This is a genomic window from Chitinophaga filiformis (assembly GCF_021646545.1).
GTDB lineage: Bacteria > Bacteroidota > Bacteroidia > Chitinophagales > Chitinophagaceae > Chitinophaga > Chitinophaga filiformis_A.
Genome location: NZ_JAKIRP010000007.1, coordinates 81,085 through 103,831, shown reverse-complemented (window position 1 = coordinate 103,831; position 22,747 = coordinate 81,085). Strand labels below are relative to the sequence as shown.

Genomic DNA, 22,747 nt, shown 5'->3' with positions numbered 1-22,747 from the left:
TGAGGCCCGCTTTTTGACTGTCGCGCAGACGGTACTGTTCAAAAAAATACCGGCGCAAAATCCATCGATCTTACGCCGGTCTCAGGGAGCTAGTCAATTACATCCCCGTGATATACTGAGTACCCAGATTTAAAGATCTTAACCTTACAAGCGGCAATGGCTGTTCTGTAAGATTAGAGAAGATCGTCAGGTCGAACCATAAGGCTGCATTACTGCTCACCGGATTCCGGCTCTTGTACCACAACCCGATACTACCCGTCCAATCGGTAATCATATCTGCCAGTTTTTTGTCGCCGGTACCAGCATCAGGCTTCACCTGTATAGACTGTATCGGCTGCATGATCACCGGCAGACCTACACTCGCCGTGCTGTTGTTCAGCGGATATGTATACTGACAACTCATCAGGACACTGACAGTATCCTGCGAATTCTCCTTCAGCAAGGCATTGAACAGGTTTGTAAGCTGCGTATTGAGCGGCGCATAATTGTGCTGCCCCGATGGCGCATTGATCGTTGATATATCTACCGGTAAGTCACAGTCGGTAGTAGGATGGTAAGGATTTGAAAACGCTACCATACCTGTTGTATAGATGAACGGTTCACTGCTTTGCTTACCAGGCACCAGTTCCACATTCCTTCTGATGAAGGCTGTGGTGGCTGCATCCTGGCGCGCAAGAATATTCATTGCCGGAATGATCACCGTTCTGTCCTGTATCACCTGTCCAGTTGCTGCCGGTAATGGCTGACCGTCTTTCGTGTAGTAATAACAGCAATCTCCGGTGCATGCATCTGTATATACCTGGCGCTGGTATCCTGCGATGTCTACAAGCGGTAGCCCAATGCCTTCCGGCGGCAGCCCATGTACCGATACAATCAGCGCCTGTGTATCATTTATTGTCGCCGAGCCTTCCTGTATATAGAAAGTATATGGCAGCACATCTGTACTTGTATATCTCGTATTACCCTGCGGCATTGTCAGCATGTTGCTCTTAGCCACATTCACCACCTGCGATACCAGTGCCGTATACGATGCAAGCGCGATAGACGCTGTATCCAGCAGCGGATCATCAGCAGCAGTGCCGGCAGTCACCAGGGTAAGCTGTTTCTCCAGCACCGCATATACTGACGGCGATACCGTAATGAACTCAGCCAGTTGTGCGAAGGCATCTTCAATACCCAGTAACATGTCACCAGCTTTGTCGGCTACATTGAAGTTGATCGTGAAGTCCAGCTGGTCCTGCGGATAATGGATCGGTAGAGAATATGCAATACTATAGTTCCAGTTCAGCAGCTGACTGATATCGGAAGGATCTGGTGGAACAGTGGAAGCTCCCGACTGATTCACCATAGATGGCGCTACCGGGAATTCCCGTATCGGCATCGGTACCTGTATCTTGCCGAGATCGCGGGTCAGCGGACTGTCATTGACAGACAGCGGTGTAACGAAGCTTAACCAGGTCGATGCTTCATATCCTTCAATGTTCGGCAATGTACTGATCTGATGCTCGATGGAACTGCCTGCGAAGCTGAGATCAAGATCTACATACGGTAATAGCTCATTACTACTGCCTCTCACGATCTGTGGCGATGAGATCAGGAATGGAAGTGTTGCAGCGTTAGCCGGTTGCAGCGAAAGCTTGGTAGACGTGAGTGTGATGGAATCACTGTTATTGCCCTCATTGATCTCTGTCTGCACCACCTGGCTTAGCGGCGGCATAACAATATTTCCGGTCATGTCTTTGAAGCCGGTGTTTATTGTCACCTGTGTGCTACCGGGTATCGCTTGTCCGCTCAGCTGGAGTATCACTCTTCTGTTATTAAGAGGATCTACAGCGGAACTGTTCACACTCAGTCCATCGCTCGCAGTAAAGTTACTGCTGGTGTTAGCCCCTGTCTCGTCAGGCGGATTAGTAAATATCAGGTAAACGATCGTCTTGTCTGTATCATCAGCAGCGGCCCCTTCGAACTTGAAGTTCCGGTTAATACTGCCATAGAGACGTGGCGCAATGTTTTCAGCAGCGTCTGCACTTACCGTAGCATGGAACTGGATACCCGCCTGTGTGGCGTAGGCGTTGCCAAGTTTCACCAGTAACGATTGTTTAAACGCTTCTTTTACCGCATCTGCATTGGCTGTTTCATCCTGGAAGACCGGTATCATCCATTCTTTCACAATGTCGGCCAGTGCTTCTTTATTTGCCAGCAGATCCTGCAGGTAGGTTGTCTGTTTTTTGTTGTCCACCAGCTGGATGGCCGCTGTAAATTCGGGCGACAATACATCATCTATACTGTTGAAGAACTGATTGCCCCACTGGTCCATATCAATACCGGTAAAATCAACATAAGCCGATGGCGTATTGAAATCTATGCCTGTTTTTGGTGAATAATCGTAGATCGGTACCTGCTCACGCGATTCCAGCTTGTTGGATATCGGACGCGGTGCAAACATATCCGGATCAGCCGGATCATTGATAGTGTATGCTACCGGCGTCAGGTTGCCTTTATCAAGTCCCAGCCTTACCGCCCATGTCTCCTTATTGTTACCCGCATCTTCCCGGTCTGTACCCGTTGCAATGCGCAATTGGTATTTACCGGCTTGCAGCAGTGCTGCTTCAAACCGTGCCGCAAATGTATTGAGGCTATGAGTGTTTCCTCCTTCGGTATCAGAGAGTGGCGATACCTCCGTCACAGCCTGCAGTATGCCTCCTGTAGTTTCAAGATCACCTGCGGCCGCATTCTTCATACGTTTTATCGTGAAGCTGAGGTCAAGGCGGAATATCTGCTCCTGATTCAGATTGGCAGTGTCAATGGCAAAGGTCAGCAGGTGTGTTGCAGCAGGTGAAGCAACGTCTGTGAGTCCTTTTGCCCTGTTTTCGAGGAAGAGGTAGATGGATGAGATCCAGTCGTCCACCAGGTCTGAAACCTGGGTAGAGGTAAGCGTATATCCCTTCTGTAACAAGGTAGTATCTACCGTGTAAGCAATGCCATTAGGATCGGTGAGCTGGTACCACAACTGTTCATACACCGCCATGTCTTTCTTCGCCTGTTCAATGATAGTTGAAGTGGCTTCCTGCGGAACATCGGGATAGCTGAACTGTGCAACACCCGTGTATGTCTGCGTCTTGTCGGTGTTACTGATATTGTTGATGCTTAAGGTTACCAGCAGATTTTCCGGTACATTATCCACCTGTATGGTCACTGTTTGCTTGTCTGTGCCCAGGGTGATGCCCTTGATGCTGATACTCTGGTCCAGACTGTAGTTCAACGGATCAGTAGCTGATGCCTCATCCAGCGGTTCAGTAAACCATCCTGTAATGCTGGTAGCTCCTGCAGCTTTGGCCCACATCAGACCCTGGTAATAGCTGTCGCCGAATGACAGGTCGAGCTGTAGCTGTGGTTTTGCATTATTGTCAGTATTCACTTCCCAGGACGCAGCCACGGAAGGCCATTGGTTCAGTCCTATGAGCGGATCAGTGTACCCGGTAAGCATTGGCGGCATATTCAGCTGGCTGTTGCCTGACGGCTGAGATAGTGTCGTAATGATCCGGTTACCATACAGGTCCTGCCATGCATAGTCTATCTGCAGCAGGCCTCCGAGTCCACGATACGGACTGTTTGCCTGATCAGGCATTGCGCCGGCTGTCTGTTGAACGTTCTTTGCGAAACGGCTGTATGGGATAGATTGCGTATAGCTCCACATATCGCCTTCGGTCAGTGCCTTAGGATAGCGCATCTTGTCATTTGTCTGCTGGTCTTCTGTATCTGCGGATGGTGTGGCAGGCAGACCCAGGTTGCTGGCTGAGAAATAGTTGTTCTCAGCCACCTGGTAAGACAACATGTTGTAGGTATTAAACAGGAAGAGCATGCCGTAGTCCTGGTCTGTCGGATTATCAGGTATTGCTGCCGGTACCGGACGTTCTGCAGCAATGCCGGCCACGCCCGGTGCTACAGTAGATGTACGGATATCTGGTCCTCCCTTGATGATGATCTGTTGATTGTCGGCAAAGAGACCCGCTATTGCCTGGTTTTTGCCACCCAGTGCTGCCAGGTCTTCTCCATAGTAGGCGGCGATACTTTCAAATGTAGTTCCTCCGTTACTGCTGCCGATGGTCACTGTGAGTACAGGCAGGTAAAGTGCTGTATACAATGGCAGTACATCCGGCCAGCTTGTCTGTAGCGGATTGGCAGCTTTGATGGCATCAGCCGTCGTACCGAAATAAGCAGCGATGGCATCCACGTTGCCGCCCGGCGCACGTCCTTCCGGTCTTACTTCATATACGCCTTCATCTACCAGCAATGCTTTGCCAGTCCTTAATGTGAGCGTCTGGTTGTCTGTAACAATGTCTGCTACGTTGCCGTAATAGTTGTACGCCAGGTCAGACAAGGTCTGTGTACTATCTGAAGGCAGATTACGTTGATACGGATTCGCTTCTGCAAATAATACCGCATGTGATGTATCGATCGCTTCACCCGTAGCCAGCACATTCATGTAATTGGTGACGTTGTTCTGTAATGCCTCATCCTGTGGTGCACTATATAATACCAGCAGGGAAAGTGTCGCCTCATTGTTATCGTTAAATATCCTGTCTGGCAGACCGCTGCTGCTGCCGGAATTGTAATAATACAGGTAATATCCGCCGCCCCTCGTGATGCTTGCCTGCCATAACAGGCGGATAAAGTCAGTCGGTTCGTTCAGCAATACCATTGCTTGCTGCTCTTCAGCTGTCAGGGAGATAGTACCGGGGCTAGTGTCAGGACGGGTTTCTGTAGACAGGTTCACCTGTGCAATGCCTATCGTCAGACTGTTGAGTGCATCCGTCTGTATACCCTGTGTGGTAGTACCATTGGCATCTACACCATAGGCAACGGTCAGGGTCGCGATCAGGGAATTGTCGTTCCCAACACCGCTTACCATTTTTTCCAGTACTTCCACATTGCTGCCATCGGCGCCCATGATCTCATACGTAGTCAATGTATTCGGACTGTCGGCAACTACCGGTACTTTCTTAATAGTGAATGATACCGTTGATCCATAACCATAATAAGTAACCGGTGTATTGACCATGGTACGACTGGCTTCATCGTAGCGGCCTATTTGCATTTTTACCCTTGGATTCACCAGGCGTGTCTGCGGATCGGGTAATTGCAGGAGTGTATCCGGCAATTGCCAGAGGCTCAGCGCCGGTACGCCTCCGTTAACGCCACCATAAGGCATCGTAAAGGCAGAAGCACTGTTCCAGTTGATCTGTGAGTTAAAAGGATAGGTAGCAGCTTTTGTGATAAAGGCATCCTGCGCACCCAGTGAAGAAAGCGGTATGTCAAGAACATTGCTGGTAGCATATGCCTTCACAGCGCTGAGCTGTTGTGCGTCGTAGGAGTCTGGCGCAAGTGCCAGCACCAGTTGATCCGGATTATCACCGGAGAACGCCAGCCAGGTCAGCGCAGATGTTTTGGATAGCTGAATATCGAAATTGTCTGTGCCAAGATCCGGTAATGGGAATTGTTGCCCCGTGAGGGAGTACAGCCCCGCGTAAGCAGGCAGTGTCAACACACCTCCGTTGTCTGTCACCCACATACCAGGATAGTTTGGTGTAATGCCATTTGTCGGAAGTCGCAGGCCAGCCATATAGTACCGGGAGGTCATACCCGACAGATGCTGCAAACCATTGGTGGCCTGTATTTCGCTGATCAGCTCACCCACCTGGAATTGCTGCAGGTTAGCGATGTTGATATAACCAGTCACCGTCTTATCGAATAGGTCCGTGATCGTACCGTTTTCAGCAGGAGCTGCCAGCTGTTGCTGTGTAATATTGTACTTAGCGGCAATCTTATTCAGTGTATCTCCACTTGCTGTCGTACTATCGAATGAAGGAATGGCCAATGTAGCCACCGGCAGCAGTAAGCCGGCGAGGTTCGTAATATTGCCGTTGTTAATGAGGTCGTCTGCCGATACGCCTATGGCCTTTGCCACATCATTCAGCGACTGTCCTGCCATTGTTTTATAAGCCTCCTTCTGCGGGTAATTGATCGTCACGCCTGCAGATAATGTATTGGCGGTATCCTGGTTGGCAGCAGCCAGTTGCTTACCTGTAAAGCCTGCGTAGTAAATAGACTGTGCGGCAATACTGTCGAACGTATCTGTTGCCTGTACAATGTAGGTACTGCTTGTGATACGCAGCTTTTTGTCTGCGTTAAGTGTTGCTGAAACGTTATCTGTAAACAGTGCCTCGACTGTATACAGGTTGGTGCCTGCTTTTGTATTGACCCAGTTGACAATATCATTTACGGTCTGATTGTCCTGCAGGTAATATTTGAAGTCTTTGAGCGACTCTCTGGCTGATTGCAGCATCTGGCGACAAATCAGCAGGAAGTAATCACTATAGATGAAGCTGGCCATAGAGAGACCTGCTGCATCATCCATGATAAGCGCTTTCAGATTATTGGCATCTTCTTCTTTTTCTACCTGTACAGCCAGTTCATTAAAGTACTGCCGCAGGTATTCTGTATAAGACGTCGAGGTGCTGTTATACTTGCCAAATTCATAGGAAACGCCTTTATAACCTGCGCTGGTATAGTCTGGCAGTGTCAGCAACATTTCCGGTGGAACAGGGAAGTAAGTAGCATCCGTTTCTCCTGATTCAGGTGCATTGACGGTAAGCGTAAACTGGTTGGTCATAAATGCACTGACATCTTCCGGCGTGATCGGCGTCGGATTGGCGGTATCGCTCAGGTAATCCAGCAGGGCTGCGAGCTGCAGGTCTGTTACAACAGCGGCGTCCACCTGTTCACTGGTGACTGGTCCTGATTGTATAGCTGCAATAGCCCAACGGAAAATCTGCTTGCTTAACAGTTCAAACGAGGTGTCATTGCCTGCACCATATGCCTTCAGCTGACCGTTTTGCTTATCGTCCTGCGGTGGTGGAACGGATTGTATGAAGAGCATCGCAACATAACATGCCAGTTGCTGGGATACGCTTGTTGCATTATCTCCCGCCACGGTAAGACCAAGGCCTGCATATGCAGTAAGCGGAGCAGGGCTTGCTGCCTTTTGCAAGTTAGACCATACAGGGTTGAGCGCATCCCGCACGGCCATGAGTTCTTTCTGGTCGTAATACAACCTGCGGCTTCTTCTTTGCAGCACAGTAACACCCGCGCTAAGCAGCTGCAGCTGTTCGTTGGTAGTCCATGGTGCTGTACCGCCAATAGCTTTGATGGTGACACTTTCCTGTATCCTTGCTGAGAAGCTGAAGCTGATCTTTATCTTGAAGAGACCCAGGTTGATAGTGATACGCAGTGATACGCTCACTGATGCGGTGAGAGATAGCTCTATGGGTTCGTATGGCGCGAATGTGATCTGTACCAGCAGGCTGATTGCCACATCCACATCTGCTTTCACAATGGCGAAATCCACCGAGCCATACAGCTTACCCATGATACCTACGGTACCGCGGAACCAGAAGTAATAAGAGGTTTCCAGTTGTGTATTGTTACCACTGCCATCAGTGATCTGGTAAGGATTCCATTTGGCCAGTATGCCTTCAAGAATTGCAACGGCGGTAAGACTGAAGCCTGCACGGAGTATACCTGCTTCGAAAGAATAGCCGAAGCCGAACTGCATACCGAAACCAAATACCAGCACAGGATTGAACGTGCCGTTAGTGGCGGCGGGTACCCTATTGGTTGTGGCGCTGGACAACTTACCGAAATAAACGCCCGCAGAGCCCATTACCGGAATAGGTATACCTACCGGTGTCCAGATGAGCGTCTGGAAGGTAAAGGAGCGGGAGAAATCCTGTTTCCATGGGAAGCCTACATCTACCTGGAAATCGCCGTTGGTAAATACTGCAATACCGAATACAGGCAGTGTGATATTAAACTGTCCCATATTGATCTTGCGCATCACATCGGGCAATACGATCTCTGCCTGGTATACACCTACACTGTCGCTGATCTTTTTATACATGATCTGGAAGTCCAGCCCCTTGAATATCTTGGCAGGCGCACCTGCCAGTGCAAGACGTAAGGCATAGAGATTAGGATCGTTGAATACGATCTGCATAGTAATAAAATACTGGGTAGCTTCTGCTGTTGCTACTGCCAGTGCTACTGCATTGGTTTTGTCGCCACTCAGCTGCAGAAGGCCAAAGTCCATGCCGGTCAGCCAGGAACTGTTGGCGTCAAAATGTACGTCAGGTATTTTTCCGGGTTCAGGCGGCTTTAAGGTAGACATACACGCGATGGCCGCCTGTACATTTTCGGCCGTTTTAAAACAGTCGAGCGTTACATGCTGTCCTAATGCCAGCATGCGCAGGTCGATGTACTTGTTGCCTTGTCCCGGAGGAGCAGGAGTGGTTTCTGGTTTGGCCGCATTCCAGCTGGGTATTTCACCCCAGGCAGCAGTAGCGTCGAGGGTAACGATTACCTGGCGGTTTTTGGAATCGGTGCCGTCGTACGAAACCATAATGCCCTTGATGGTAACAAAGCCAAGGTTGATCGGGCCTATATTGACCTCAAAGCTTACTTTGTTGACCGTAAAGTCATACACCAGCGAAAGATTATTCAACGGGATGCTGTTCAACACATTCCAGGGGGCCGCTAACCCGAAAGCCGTACCCGTAGCCCAGGTCACCATTGTTTCAACCAGGCTGCCTATCGTAGTTGTGTCTTTGAATTTTAATGTGGCGATCTGGTGCGGGGTACCGCCTACATCTTTCGTTTCCACTTCGCCGGTCAGTAAACCCCAGGTAACACCGTACGCCTGGTAGTTCGGATTGAAATTATAAAAGGCAGTGATATTGATATTATTCCACTTGAGGTCTGCTGAGATGGTGCCATAGTTGCCCGCTGCAGCGTCTTCCGTTTTCTTTCCGTAGCCTATCTGGGCCTGCCCTGTAGCCGTAAGGCCAAGGAAATCGATCTTCCATTCTCCCGCTGTTTTGGCGCCAAATTCCCAATAAGAGGTGGCCGTATTGATGGTAAAGGATAGTCCGTCGATACCATAGTTATATTGTTCAGGAGGCGTCCAGCTGTTGCCGATGTAATAGGAGAGCATATCTCCGATCTTCACCACACCGGAGGTCTGTTTGCTGGCGAATGTCCAGCCTGCGCCTGTGGCGTAGCGGCCGCTGACCGCCATAACAATCTTTGCCGAGTCAGGCAAAACCGTGATCTGACCACCCAGGAACACCGTATTGATAGAATTATTGCTGTTGACGTTGAAACTGAGGTTATCAATACTGAATATACCCGCTACAGTAAGCGGTTTATCGGGTTCCAGCAGCGCATCTATCTCATAGTATTTCTGCGAAGGAGAGTAGTTGTAATTGAACTCCGTAACGGAAGTGGCCAGCTCCAGTTGCCCGCCAAACAATGCCAGCAGGTCGCTGAGCTGTATAGTACCATCTGTAAGGCCGCCGTAGAGTGAGAAATCAGGGTATCCGCCTACCATGGTAATAGTGCCATTACCGATGGTGAATGATCCTGTAGCCAGGAAATTAGTAGTACGTTTGCTGACATCGGCGACGTCATAAATACTGACATCGATAGTCGGCGCTATGGTGAGCAGCGGCGTCTGCGAAATAGTCCATGGACTGTTCGTCGTCATTTGAAACGACATATAGTCGAAGCTCAGGGAAGTCGTGTTATACATCAGCTGTACTTCCTTCAGACCGAAACCTGCCAGCTGGTTGAGTGGAGTGGGGAGTACCTGTACCAGGTTAACACCACCTGCGGCCTGGTAAATAGAAGCAATACCCGGATAATTGTCTTCAAACGCTGCAGAAAGCAACCAGGTATTTTCTCCCACCGGATACTCTATCTGAAGATCGACGCTTGTACCGTTGTTTTCTATCGTACCCAATATGCCTCCTCCTACGGGGAAACCACCTTCGTTTATTTTCATGGAAAAGCCAGGATTCCGGAACAATATCCAGGGGATATTGTCAATTGTCCATACCTGGTCTGCCGTAGCGGTCACCTGGGTGATCACTGGTCCTGATGCTGCGGTGTAAACCAGGCTTATATTCATCTTTACATTCACGAACGCCAGGGTAGTAGCACCTGTAACAGTCACTTTGGTAATGGCGCCGTCACCATTCTTTTCAGCAACAATATTTTCTTTCGGTACTGCAATGGAGAATATATTGCCGGTTACCTTGGCAAAGAAGTCGCTGAAATAAGTTTTTGGAAGCGCCTTTAGTAAATTGATACTGCCGTCTGACCATGTGTCTGTGAGCTGTTCGTATACCTGTTGCAGGGTGAGCTGGCCCGGTTCGTCTTCTGCAATATCCAGCTCTGGTGCGTAACTCCCTCCATTATTCCTGAATGAGGTTAAATGTTCCCTGAAACGGTTGCGGCGACGCTGTGATGTAAGCGCTTCCTGTGTTCCCGCGGTAACATGCAGACGTTCTGCGTATACGGTGGCTGCATCACCTTCAATTACAGCACGTGTTCCTACCAGTCCCAGCATCAGTTTATCGTGTACGTCCTGCTGATAATAATTTCCCAGGGCCGTAAAATAGCGGCTGACTGAATATGTGGAATTAATCGATGCAAGGGTAGAAGCCACAATGGTGTCAAGCTGCTCCAGATACACATCGGGCATAAGCGGTCCCCTGGTTTTCAGGAATGAATGAAAAGAAAGATCTCTTAAAGCCAGTACCCACTGTTTACAGCCTTGTGCAATGGTGTCGTAGTTCTCGGCCGCAAGGATTGACGGATAATTGGCAGCATCATTTTCGCCTTTCTTTGGTACCTGCATAAATGGTCTGCCCAGGCTGATCATCAGGCTGGATGTTCCCTGGCCTTCAAATATGCCTGGCAGCGTGGCGTTCGCATAAAAGTAGTTATATACATCCTGCGGTACTGTGCCGATGGAGATCACAAAGATCTGTTTACCGCTTGCATTGGCCAGTTTAGTGGCAATGTCTGCAGATATGTCAATGTAACTCCCGTTATTATACCCTTTCAGCAGCTCGATAGTGATCGTATTGTCGATCACCGGCGTTACATACTCTGTTAATTTATTGATCAATGCCTGCAGGTTGGAAGATGAGTATTCCTGCATGGCAGCACCCGGTGGAATGTAAGTGGCCGATATTGCTTTTTGCAGTGTGGTCAGTTTTTTATCTCTCGCATCAATGTCGGTACTAAGCGCATCCACATACTCGAAAATATCGGCTCTTGAAGGATCGGTGAAATGTAAAATGACTAATGGTTTTTCCAATAGCCGTATCACATCGAGTGATGATAATGTCAGGTTAAGGCTCATTTCACCGGCGATCTGTTCGAATTGGTGTAATCCGTAAACAGGCCAGAGGCTCATTGCGGCCGGATTGACAGAATATGCGTCGTATACAGCTTTTACGTTTTTTGTGCGCGTGGATAAATTTGCATCGAAACTTTGTGAAGTGCTATACCATGTCCATACATCCGGCAACACACTGGAAACAGAGGCGGAAGTGAACTTATATGCCAGCTTGTTGAATGGCCGGGATGCCTCCGAAAGATTGAATTTGTTCACATTACCGGGTGTCTGCACTGCACTCGTTACTCTAAACCTTCTGAGCATTTCCCAGAGATAGGGCTGTAGCCGCAGGAAGTAGTTCACCTTCAGCTCGTCGGCAAAATTGGTTGTCATGAAGTCTGCTCCTCCCGTAAAACCGAACTTGATCTGCGGGGTATTAGCGGGAGCCGGAAATGGTTTGAACGTGATGTTCTGGCAGGTGCCATATTTTATTACCGTCGCATTTATCTGTAAAGGATCCAGACCAGATAACAGTATAGCGAGTTTATTGGCGGTAGCTTGTTCGCCGGCATAGTATACTACAATGTTTCCTGTATAGGATGTGGTATTGATAATGCGTTTCATGATGTTGACCGTTGCCGCCTGATGTCCGTAGTTGGGCGAGTCATCCACATAAAAACGCAATTCGCCTTCTTCCTTTATAAGGTTGAGCATTTCCTGGATTGAATCGCCGGTATGTCCATCCACTGTATCTGCACCCTGCATCAATTGTGCTACTATATCCTGAAATGAGACCATTGTATGAGGTATTAGAAGTTAGGATTTTATTATACTGTCGCTGCTGCTGTATCTTTTTTATACATCGCATACCATCCGAGGCCACTGGCTTTGCCACCGGCGTTGGGATTGCCAAAGAGATAGAAGAGTGTGGATCCGTTTGGTGGTACTTTCAGCATGCCGAGGAACTGTAAGGCTATTTCTGTGAACATGAGGAGGAACGCAGTCTTTGGCGCATCATAGGTAAGCCTTATTTGCCCTATGGATAATTTCATCACACTCTGCAGGCTGATAAGCTTACCTCCGCCACCTGCGCCTGGTAATGACAGACCTATGGAGGCTATGTAAGTATCGTCCTGACTGTTGGGCGACCATGCAATCAGCAGATAGGAGTCGAGGCTTATCTTTCCGGCAAGTTCACCCGGTGTGCCCATGTTCAGTTTAAAACGCAGGCCATACCAGCTATCGGCGCTTACATCATTCAGTGCGAGGTCGGGTATCACGGTCAGGTAACCTTTGTCAGACAGCGTAGTAAGCGGCGGCGAAATAACTAGTCCCTGCAGGTCGAGCGCAAAATTGAGATAGATGCTGCCGTCTCTCGGGGTGCTGTGACTGGTATCAAAGCTGATCTGTGTTGCGTCCAGCGTCATTACTTTTGACATCGGATCAGATTCCGGGAAGGTCATCGATATGCCGAGGTTATTGAACTTGAGTCCCATATTGGGTTTGTCTTCAATAGCCCATGGGTGTTCAGGATCACCGGTAAGTTTATTACCGAAAGAGAAGATGTCAAATAAAGGTGTTCCCTCGTCACCGACAACGTAATAGGCTATAAAGCCACTCATGCCGAACCATGACTGTATATTGCCGTTCTTATCTGTATTGAGTGTACTGAGCAGAACGTTCGAGATCTGTATTTTTTGAATGATGTTATTATTGAAGTAGAAGGTGTTATCACCCTGACTGGAGAGGTTATATAAGGTCTGGTTGCCCGTTATCTGCAGACTACCCTTCAGCAATATGTTATGATAAACATTGTCCTGAACGCCCATACCGGTTACCGGCATCTGTAGCAATTCGGTGATAGTGAGCTGCGCGAGGCTTTCGAAACTTTGTACAGCCGTGTTTTCAAAAAGTACTTTCAGTGTGAGCAGCCGGAAATCATAAGTAGTTGCGGTAACCGGGGCAATTGTCGTTTCAGATCCATCATCTGTAAAGTCAGGGTCTACATAGTAGATCAGGCCGAATATTGTGCTGGGCTTATCCAGCGCCGCATTTGCGCCATTCTTTTTCACGGGGCTTATTTCCACTGCCAGGTGATGTGCATTAAAAGCGGCGGGATCTGTCACCCCGGCCATGATGCCGGCAAGGTTCTTAGGAAGATTGCTGATGTCCATACGTAAGAACAGGATCCCTGTCCAGTTCTCGTCCTGTGCAATGGTATTGAACTTCGTAAAGTATTTATTAGCGCCCTGATCCATCGCCTGCTTGAAGTAACTCTGCAGCCATTGTGAGAGGATTACCTGCTGATCAGCATCGGGAGGCGATATGATGCCGTCGTCGCTGGTATTGGTAGGGGAAGCAAAGAGCTCTTTCTGTGTCCATTTTGATGGATTGGCAAGGAGACTGTTGGTGATATCCGCGGGATCGTACAGCTTCCCCTTTTTGGCTTTAATGAGCATCACGTTCCGGTAGTCATTGTATTTATTTTGCTGCCCCACATTAGCGGTCATTTCCCAGCTGCCGATCCCCATCTTGTTTAAGAATGATGCCTGATTGGGGTCGGTGCCATTCAGCTGCCCGAGATATTCCGCGTTGGCAACCACCAGCATCAGATCGCCCGTTTGCAAAGCCTCTATCAGTTCCGCTTCCGGCTTGACGAATTTGAGGCAATAGTTTGTGCCGTTATCAGTGTTCTGTCCCAGCAGGACTTCATTCCACTGCATTTGTTCGCCGGAGGTGGAAGTAGTGATCGTTGCAAGCAGCCCTGATGGCGTTGTAGATGTTTGCTGTGTTCCATCTTGCAGTGTTCTCGCACCAGAGACCAAAGAGTTGGACGTAGAGCGTTTACCTACATTTTTTCTCCGCGTAGGACTTAACACCTGCTCTTCGAAGGTGACAATCTGTTCCTGTGAAAAAGCGTTCATACCATCACCGGCAGTGGCGCCGTAATAAGGCACGATAGGGAAGGTAACGACATCGTCTGCCTCATATTTAAAGCCAGGAATAGTATGGCCAAAGAGGTCGGTGTATTTCGGTGCAACAATGCCATCGCTTCCAAATAAGGCAGCGCCTTTTGGCTGTGCTATGTAGTAGATAGCATTGCCCTCACCAGCAACGAGTGTAGCCCAGGCAGAGGAGTAGGTGTTGTCAAGTAGTGGCGCATTTGGATCCTGCGGTGTTTTCACCGGCGAAGCGGTCTCAAACGGGAACTTAGGTGCATAGGCAGGCTGATTGGCAAGGAAGCGGAATCTGTCGCCGTTTTGCGTATCTGTTTTTGGTGTGACGCTGAAAAATTCGGTGCCCTGCAAGCCGCCTATCATGTATTGCGGACCAGCAGGAGCTGTTGGTATCTGTATGGTAAAGTCTCCTTCCGGAGTGACGATAAATCGTTGTGTGGTGGATGAAGTGAATTCACCTTCGGTAAATACGAGCCTGGCGGGCAGCGTATTTGCACCTGATACTTCGGGCAGCAGGTTGATGGCAGCGCCGAATACTGTTCTGAAATAAGAGGCCAGTATCGTGGGAGCGCTGTCGGTATTGGTGCCGGTGAAGTTAAACCAGGTACGTCTGCTGGCATAAGCGCCGCTGATAGTACAGGTGCCGGCGTTGCAAGGGTCGTATGCTGTATTAAATACATCAGACGGATCGATACTGGTAGCAAACCCGATAAAGTCCGCTGCGCCCGTTGTTGTGTCGGCTAGCGGCAGCCATTCCGAGGTGGCTGTACGGTACGCGGCCGTGATGGGACATAAGGCCTGGAAACCCCATTGAAAGTTGTTATAGAGAGATAACCGTTGTATGCTGATGGTAAACTGTATAGTGCCCCTGAGCGGTCCGTTGAAGGCAATGGTGCCTGTATTGGGGACGCGTGTTTGTGGGGCAGACGGACCAGAGAATCCGATCGTGTAATTGTATAGGGAACCATCAAGCAGGAGCGTAGTGTCGTCCTGCCACTTAAGCGCCATGCCACTGGCTATGGTGAGAGAGAGACTAGTGGTAAGCGGCGCCTGTAAGCCGCTGTTGACGGCAGTGCCATCACTGCTGATGCCCATCAGGGGAGCAGTGCTGATATTAATATTAGTATTATCCTGCAGCCATATAAAGGCACGGTTGGCACCGGTTTTATTCAGGACGCCATATATGGCGTTGATGAATGCATTGGCGCTGACGATGTCAGTAATAACAGGAGCCTGCGCTGCAAACACAAAGGTACCCGAATAGGTTGTACTGCCCAGCGCTTCCTTCAATCCTATTGTATCAGTTGCGGTGATGCCAGGCGGTATTACAAATGCAATGAAGCCAACATCGCCGGGAGTATTTTCTGCGATATATAACTGGTCAATATATTGTTTACTGAAGAAAGCCATGACGCTGAGATTTCATGTGATGAAGAAAATGAGGTAGAGGCAAAAAAATATCCTCCGGGCGCAGGCCCGTAAAGGTTCTCTGATACAGCATGCTACCAGCTTGCGGGGGAGGTAGCACATGCGCTGCATCCCTGTATTTTTGGCGGATGTATTAATGCCATTGCCGCTGATCTGACCTGCATGGTCAGGATCATGGTACAACAGCATGCTACCACCGGTGCTAACAGCACAGTACCGGTTGCCGTTTCAATCACGGCATACCTGTAATAGTTATAAACCAGGTCCCGCACTACCTGTGTAGTACGGGACTGGCATCAACAGGAAATTAATTGGTAAAGCTGGCAGAGCAGGCCAGTGCGCGCTGTGTGCTGCCACCAGATGATTTGTATCCGCTCATGAAAAGGCCGATAGTGTAGGTGAGGCCTCTTCCTATGCTTGCATTATTGAATGCAGCCCTGCCGGAGGAAAAATCCAGTGAGATCGGAGTGATGAACTGTGGAGCAACGGTGAAGAAAGAAGGATTTGCACCTCTCCACATACCAGCCCAGGCGCCATTACTTAATGGCAGGATACCATCAGGTAAGTCAAACTGGAAGGAAACGGAAGTAGTGCCGATATTGATGTTGGAAATGGTAGGTGTAAAGATGGCACCGTGTCCGCCTTCAGATTTTTTCGGAATATATGCGGTAGCACATACATTACCATACTTCTGCACATTGCCACCGCCTGTAAGAACGGGACCTGTAGAATACCCGATAATATAGTTGTTGTTGTTTATGTTAAGGCCGGTAAAGGCTGCACTACCGGAAGGTGTGTTGGTCTGTATGTAAAAGATGGGTTGAAGAGGGTCCGTATTCCAGGGAATGGAATCAGGGTTCTGCCAGATAGCAAGGAAATTGCCATAAGTCTGTGGCTGATTGCCTGGCATGGTCTCATAGTCTACATCAATTTCATCTGCAGATACCAGGGAGACGGTCAGTTTTGTAGTTTGCGCGTTCTCTGTTGGAACGGTGGTGAGTACTTTGGGTGCAACTAGATTTTGTGTTTCCATTTGTAGAAGGTGTTTTTGGTTAATAAAAAAGAAGAAATGATCTTATTGACTATAGATAGTCAGAAGTGTTGAAGTTGAGTATGGCCGCTGCCATAGTACGCTCTTTCCCCATAAAATAAATGAGTGAGTAGTTGGTATGAGGTTCCAGCAGCACGTTAGGCATATTTGCCGTGCCTTCGCTTGCGTTGCTGTTGATCATAGCAATTGCCAGCGGTGTGTCGGCATTATAGGGAGAGGCATATCCTTTCCATAAGCCGATCCAGTTATTGTATTGCAGCGGCAGGTAACCTGCGAGTGTCTGATAATGAATAGAGAGCATATCTGTGCCTACAAAGTTCAGGCTGATGCTTACTTGTGTTGGCGCAGCAAGAAGTCCGCCGGCAGATATGATACTACTGCAGCAGATGTTTGTTATTTCGGGACCTACTGCATATCCTACTATATACGCATTCCTTGTGATGGTAAGTCCTTCGAAAGTAACAGAACCCTGTTGACCGTTTTCTAATATCGGTACTGCTAACAGGGGCGGGGCTGTCCAGGGTATCACGGAGTTTTCCCATATAGCGACGAAGTTTTTGTAAGTCGCAGGCTGATTGCCTGGTAGTCCTGAATAGTCTACTACTACTGTTTCTCCATCAACAAAAGTAACAGCAACAGAGCAGAGGTCAAGGTTTGTTGAGTCTAATCCAACCGCAAGTCGTTGGTCAGCTGAGGTTGTTTTTTCAGCGAGTCCGGTTCCCTGGCGTACTTCATCGTTTTTCATAGTACATGTATTGTTTTGGTGTGAATAATATGGGGAATTACACTGAAGGCCTGGTGGCCGCTAAATTCGATTGTTTTTTTAAGGTTATTTTGTTCGTATATTTTCTTAACGTGGTCTATATTGTAGGGCCTTACATGATGCTGCTCTGTTATTATTTAGGGTTTCACTTGCGCACGTTGTTTAGCAGGACCTGACAAATACCTGTTGTGTAATTATCCTAACAAGGAAGTAAGCGGATAGTTCTGATTTTTATGCAAATAAGTAATCTTACTCAGAAAGATAGCTTTATGATCGGGGACCAGGTGTTGGGCTCAGATATGTTTTCCGGTTGTATTGATGTGGATGCTTATTATACTTTCACTTAAAAGGACTTTTCATTTGCGCGGTATCAACTATTTCCCTGAGAAGAAGGCTTATATTGATGTGGATGCTGTTGAGGATAGCCCTATCATCGCAGGTATCGACTCCGATTATGTTTTCCGGGAGAGTAGAATATGTTGATGTGAACGCTTTAAACTACACTCTTACTCAAAGGGATTTCTTTGTCACGCTGGTATCTGCCCTCAATTGAGTTTCCGGAGAGTATGTACATTGATGCGGATGCCTCCTGATTTATAATCTTTCTCAAAGGAATTTCTTTATCGCCTGTCTGGTATTGGCGCTTAATCGCGTCTTCCTGATGACACGTGTATGAATGTGTTTACTTTTTAATAATGTCAAACTGACAATTTTAAGACAATTCATTATTTTATTTCTATATATTTGCAGCACTATTAGTATATCTGGCATTGATACCGTCCATATAATGAGAAACCTGTTACCTGATTAAATAACGACATCATAAACAGTTGAACCAATGAAAACCAATTTATTTACGCTCCTGTTCACACTTGGGGTGATGCTTGCTGCCGCATGCAAAAAAGACAAAGAAGCAGCCTATACCGCTCCGCTGGAACTCAATGACCACGACACGGCGTTCGTACATCCGGGATTGTTACACACAGATGGGGATTTTGCCCGTATGAAAACAAAAGTCGCAGCCGGCGCTGAGCCATGGTTGTCGGGGTGGGGCAAATTAATCACCAATTCTCATGCGTCTCTGACGTATGTATCCAATCCGGTACCGATCGTTTACCGCGGATACGATGGGGTGAACGCAGAGAATTATTCAAAGCTGTTTAACGATATCGCAGCAGCATATGCGCATGCGCTTCGTTGGAAAGTTTCCGGAGATGATACATATGCCATGAAAGCAATTGCTATCATGAATGCCTGGTCATCTACGCTGAAAAGAATAAGTGGTACGAATGATTCCGTGCTTTGCGCCGGATTACAGGGCTATCAGTTTGCTAATGCCGGAGAGATCATGAGAACCTATAAAGGTTGGTCTGCTTCGGATTTCGCAAGATTCCAGCGTATGATGCTTAACATATTCTATCCGATCAATCATGCCTTCCTGACAAGAAGGGAAAGGTGTATGGCGCATTTTTATGCTAACTGGGACCTTTGCAATATGTGTTCGGTGGTGGCTATTGGTGTGCTATGCGACGACCGTAGTATTTACAATGAAGGTATACAGTATTTCAAGTATGGCGCAGGTAATGGCAATATCAAAAATGCTGTTTACTATATTCATGAAGATGGATCGGGACAATGGCAGGAAAGCGGTCGTGACCAGGGACATACTGTATTGGGGATAGGTTTGATGGGAGCCTTCTGCGAAATGACGTGGAACCAGGGAGATGACCTGTACGGCTATGACGACAACCGTTTTCTGAAAGGAGCCGAATATGTTGCCAAATACAATCTCATGGAAGATGTTCCCTACACGCCATACACCAATTGTCTGGGTGTTAACCAGACGGTGATAGGCGCTGGTTCAAGGGGAAATATCCGGCCTGTATGGGAACTGGTATATAATCACTACGTTAAGCGTAAAGGCCTTTCTGCGCCTTATACAGAACGTTTCGCTGCCAAGGTGAGACCTGAAGGTGGTGGAGGTAGTTATGGTAATACAAGCGGCGGATTCGACCAACTTGGTTACGGCACATTAACCTGTACGATTGGGAATTGATGATTGCGGGACGACAGCAGGGAATCGGCCAACTTTGTTACCGGGGCATAAGCCTGCCCAATATCAATGAATACCGATAAGTACGGCGGGTTCCGTTGATTGATTTGACCAACCGCTAATTAACGGACAATGCAAGATTTTTTTTCAAAAACGCCTCGGCCGCAGCCAGCTCCGGCCGGTCTGCCCGGGGCGTATTACATGAGTTGAGCAATTGCTGGTAATAGGTACCTGCCTTTGTTGAATTGCCAGATCTTTCAGCGGCAAGCCCGGCACCATATAATCCATTGAACCGCATGGGGTGGTCCCGCAGGTTGGTTTCATATGCTGCCAGTGCTTCGGCCGGTTTATTCATCGCCATCAGCAGATCTCCCAGCGATTCACTGGCTGGAACCACTTCACCCGGCGTAACCGGCGGCTTGGGCGTGCTTGCTTCGAGGGCAACGGCTTCGTTCATCAGTTTCAATGCCTCCCCGTTTTTCCCTTCTTTAAACGATAGCCAGGCAGCGGCCGCTTTCACTTGTACCAATACCTGGTTGGCTTTGTAAACGTCCTGTTTCCCAACGAGTGTATCGTGCAGCTGGTTCAGGATGCGGAACTCTGCACGCGCAACGTCTGGTCGATTGAGATGAATGGCGCTAAGTAACCGCGTGAAATGAATGATTGCTTTTTCCCAGGGGTATTTCTCCCAGGCAACACCGGCAATTGTTTGCGGTTGCAGGGCCACTGCTTCGGTCCACATCCTGTTTTCAAGCAAATATCTGGAAGGGATCGCAGCAAAGGTATAGATCACTTTAGGGCTCACAGGATAAACCTCCCGGACAGTTTTAAGAGAATCCCATTGCGCTTTGGCGTTTTTGTTGTCGCCTTTTTGCAGATAGGAGTAAACGAGATAATCCATCGCATGGAGTTCTTCATCCCAGTGCCCTTTTATTCCGGCGCTTTCTGCGTAACACTTTGCGGCGGCTGCAGCCACTATGTTAGATCGTATACTTTCATCCCACAGGCCCAGCCGCACAAAGATATGAGAGGGCATATGCTGGGCATGCGCTGACGATGGGGCAACGGCAGCATATTTCTTTGCGGCCGGGAGGGCCATAGCTGCCAGGGCAGGATAATCGTAACTGTGGATGATATAATGGATCACGCCCGGATGATCAGGCTGGCGGGCCCATAGCGCGTTCAATATATGACCGGCTTTTCTTTGTTTCGTATAATTTTTGTCGGCGGGATCGGCTGCTGCATCGAGTGCCAGCGCATAGAGTGCCGCCGCATCTTTGTCATTGGGGTAAGCCATATGGAGCCTTTCCATCGCTTTTTCAAAGTTGATACAGCGTTCCGGATGGGTAGTTTTCCCTGGATCTTTATAGCATTCAGCTATTGCATTAATGTAGGCGGCTTCTCTCGCTGACTTCGGAAGGGATTGAGCGATGGCGACTGCTTTACTGCCTTTTTCAAACTCTTCTTTGTTGGGTGGCGCCCATAGTGGGTGAAAGTTGCTCATAGCTATCCCCCAGTAAGCCATGGCGCAGCCAGGCTCCTCGCGGATGATGTCTGCAAAGACTTTTTCGGCTTCGTCGTATTCGAAGGAGTGAAGAAGGGCCATAGCCAGGTTAAATGCTTTCCTGACTTTTCCGGAACAGGATGTTTCGAATGATACGGCGCCGAGTTGCTTCTCAGGAGGGCCACATAGGATTGTTTTGCCCTGTTTCAGATTCATGGCGGAGATCGCCGTTTTTTCGGGCATCTTATTATTGCTGCCGGAGCATCCGGCAAGGAATAAGCAACATGGCACCCAATATAATATACATAACATTTTCATGTGTGGTATTTGATGGGTGATGGAGAACAATCCTATGTTAATTTAATGATTCTCAGGTAATTTGCAATGGGTGGGTCGATGATTGCTCAATTGTCCGGGTAACGTAGAACCTGCCTCTTCAGATGGATCAATGAGACGGATAAGCAGTATGAATGGCCCGGGGTTTGTGACATTGCCTGTAAGGCGTCCATATACTAAGCCGCTCCGCCACCACATAACAACACTTTTCTTCTGATTAAGTCCAGGTCATGTCCGATTCATGTTCGGTTCAAGTTCTATTCTTTCTGCTCACTACAGGCTGATTATAAGTACATTATAATGGCGTTATAGAGATATAAAAGAGCCCTTTTTATCCCCTTATAGTGACGGTAAAGAATAAAAACATAAGCGAACAAAGAAGCTAACTATCAGCTTGTTAATGGCTATTTCTTCGTAAATTGTACAATAATCTATTGCTAGTTATGGCCCAAAACTTCAACATTATTACCCAGGGTCTGTCCGGCCATGTCGGAGACCTTATCTTTTACGAGCGGAACGGCAAACCATTTTGCCGTAAAATGCCCCAGTACGGCCCGGACAGCATGTCCGCCGCCAGCAAACAAAGCAGCCGCGAATTCGCAAAGGCCAGTAAGGCCGCAAAATCGATCCGTTCGGCCCTGAATGGCATATGGACTCCTGCCCGGGACGAAACGACCGTATTCAGGCTAAATAAGGCCGTTTATGCGGCATTGAGAGAAGACTCCCAGCATCCTCGAGGGAAACGCGTATTCAGTGCCGCTGCCCTGCATCAGCATCTCAAAGGCTTCAGATATAACAAGAAGGCCGTTATGACTATTGGCGGGATAGATACTATCCGCCAGGAGAATGGCAATGTGCTGGTGAAGCTGCCTGCCAAATGGCAAAACTGGCTGAAACCGCCTAAAGGGGCCCGTTATATACAGCTCCAGGCCGTGGCATTGGACATGGACCTCGAGCTGCAAACCTGCCTTGGCACCACAACGGCCGCTATTTGCGTTCGGCTGGGACAAAAACAACACTCCCTGCTGTTGCCGGTTGCACCGGCGAGGGCCACTGCTACGATCGTTCTTTTGCAGATCCGCTTCCTGCATGCCAATGCAGGAATTCAGACTTCCCATAAAGCCGGCAGTGAGCAGGCATTTGTGACAGCAGTACTGGAACCGGTATTACCATTGGAAGAAAAAGCAAAAGATCCGCAGCAACCAGCCAAAACATCCCGGATTGCAAAGAAGAGCCGCTCTGCGGCAGATATGCTGCGGGCTGTCAACCGGCAAAATGCAATACCTGTGCCGGTACACAGAGAGGAAAGAAGAAAGAAGATGATTCAAAGGGAATCGGTAAACATACCGCAAGAGGGTCCTCCACTAAACGTTTTTTTTCAACATGATTGCGACCAGTTTCTGGTCTGAACAC

At 48.5% G+C, this 22,747-nt stretch carries 7 protein-coding genes; 2 read left to right on the top strand and 5 right to left on the bottom strand.

Translation table 11 applies throughout. The annotated features are described in order from the left end of the window. Positions 1–97: 97 nt before the first annotated feature. From L3C95_RS18450 to L3C95_RS18435, 4 genes are all read right to left on the bottom strand, one after another. Positions 98–12,040 carry an Ig-like domain-containing protein gene (locus L3C95_RS18450; protein ID WP_236389680.1) on the bottom strand — a complete coding sequence of 3,981 codons (11,943 nt, stop codon included), beginning with the start codon at positions 12,038–12,040 and terminating at the stop codon, positions 98–100. Positions 12,041–12,069: 29 nt separating this feature from the next. Then, complete coding sequence (locus L3C95_RS18445; protein WP_236389677.1) at positions 12,070–15,609, bottom strand: hypothetical protein; 3,540 nt, start codon at positions 15,607–15,609, stop codon at positions 12,070–12,072. Positions 15,610–15,934: 325 nt separating this feature from the next. Next, positions 15,935–16,660: a hypothetical protein gene (locus L3C95_RS18440; RefSeq protein WP_236389675.1), complete on the bottom strand. Its 726-nt coding sequence runs from the start codon at positions 16,658–16,660 to the stop codon at positions 15,935–15,937. Between the two features lie 49 nt (positions 16,661–16,709). Continuing rightward, the gene (locus L3C95_RS18435) at positions 16,710–17,423 is read right to left on the bottom strand and encodes a hypothetical protein (RefSeq protein ID WP_236389673.1); all 714 of its coding nucleotides are present in this window, start codon (positions 17,421–17,423) and stop codon (positions 16,710–16,712) included. An 856-nt stretch (positions 17,424–18,279) separates the two neighbouring features. On the opposite strand from L3C95_RS18435, the gene L3C95_RS18430 reads away from it, so the two are divergent. Further along, positions 18,280–19,497 carry an alginate lyase family protein gene (locus tag L3C95_RS18430; protein ID WP_236389671.1) on the top strand — a complete coding sequence of 406 codons (1,218 nt, stop codon included), beginning with the start codon at positions 18,280–18,282 and terminating at the stop codon, positions 19,495–19,497. 115 nt (positions 19,498–19,612) lie between these two features. Here the strand turns inward: L3C95_RS18430 and L3C95_RS18425 are convergent, their stop codons facing one another. Continuing rightward, positions 19,613–21,214: a tetratricopeptide repeat protein gene (locus L3C95_RS18425; protein WP_236389669.1), complete on the bottom strand. Its 1,602-nt coding sequence runs from the start codon at positions 21,212–21,214 to the stop codon at positions 19,613–19,615. Between the two features lie 563 nt (positions 21,215–21,777). Between L3C95_RS18425 and L3C95_RS18420 the strand changes: the two genes are divergently transcribed. Continuing rightward, entirely contained in the window at positions 21,778–22,743 is a 966-nt protein-coding gene (locus L3C95_RS18420; protein ID WP_236389668.1) for a hypothetical protein, read from the top strand. Positions 22,744–22,747: the final 4 nt, after the last annotated feature.

Excerpts from the sequence above, each read along its gene's own strand:
- L3C95_RS18450 (WP_236389680.1), bottom strand. The coding sequence starts at position 12,040 with ATGGTCTCATTTCAGGATATAGTAGCACAATTGATGCAGGGTGCAGAT.
- L3C95_RS18445 (WP_236389677.1), bottom strand. The coding sequence starts at position 15,609 with ATGGCTTTCTTCAGTAAACAATATATTGACCAGTTATATATCGCAGAA.
- L3C95_RS18440 (WP_236389675.1), bottom strand. The coding sequence starts at position 16,660 with ATGGAAACACAAAATCTAGTTGCACCCAAAGTACTCACCACCGTTCCA.
- L3C95_RS18435 (WP_236389673.1), bottom strand. The coding sequence starts at position 17,423 with ATGAAAAACGATGAAGTACGCCAGGGAACCGGACTCGCTGAAAAAACA.
- L3C95_RS18430 (WP_236389671.1), top strand. The coding sequence starts at position 18,280 with ATGAAAACCAATTTATTTACGCTCCTGTTCACACTTGGGGTGATGCTT.
- L3C95_RS18425 (WP_236389669.1), bottom strand. The coding sequence starts at position 21,214 with ATGAATCTGAAACAGGGCAAAACAATCCTATGTGGCCCTCCTGAGAAG.
- L3C95_RS18420 (WP_236389668.1), top strand. The coding sequence starts at position 21,778 with ATGGCCCAAAACTTCAACATTATTACCCAGGGTCTGTCCGGCCATGTC.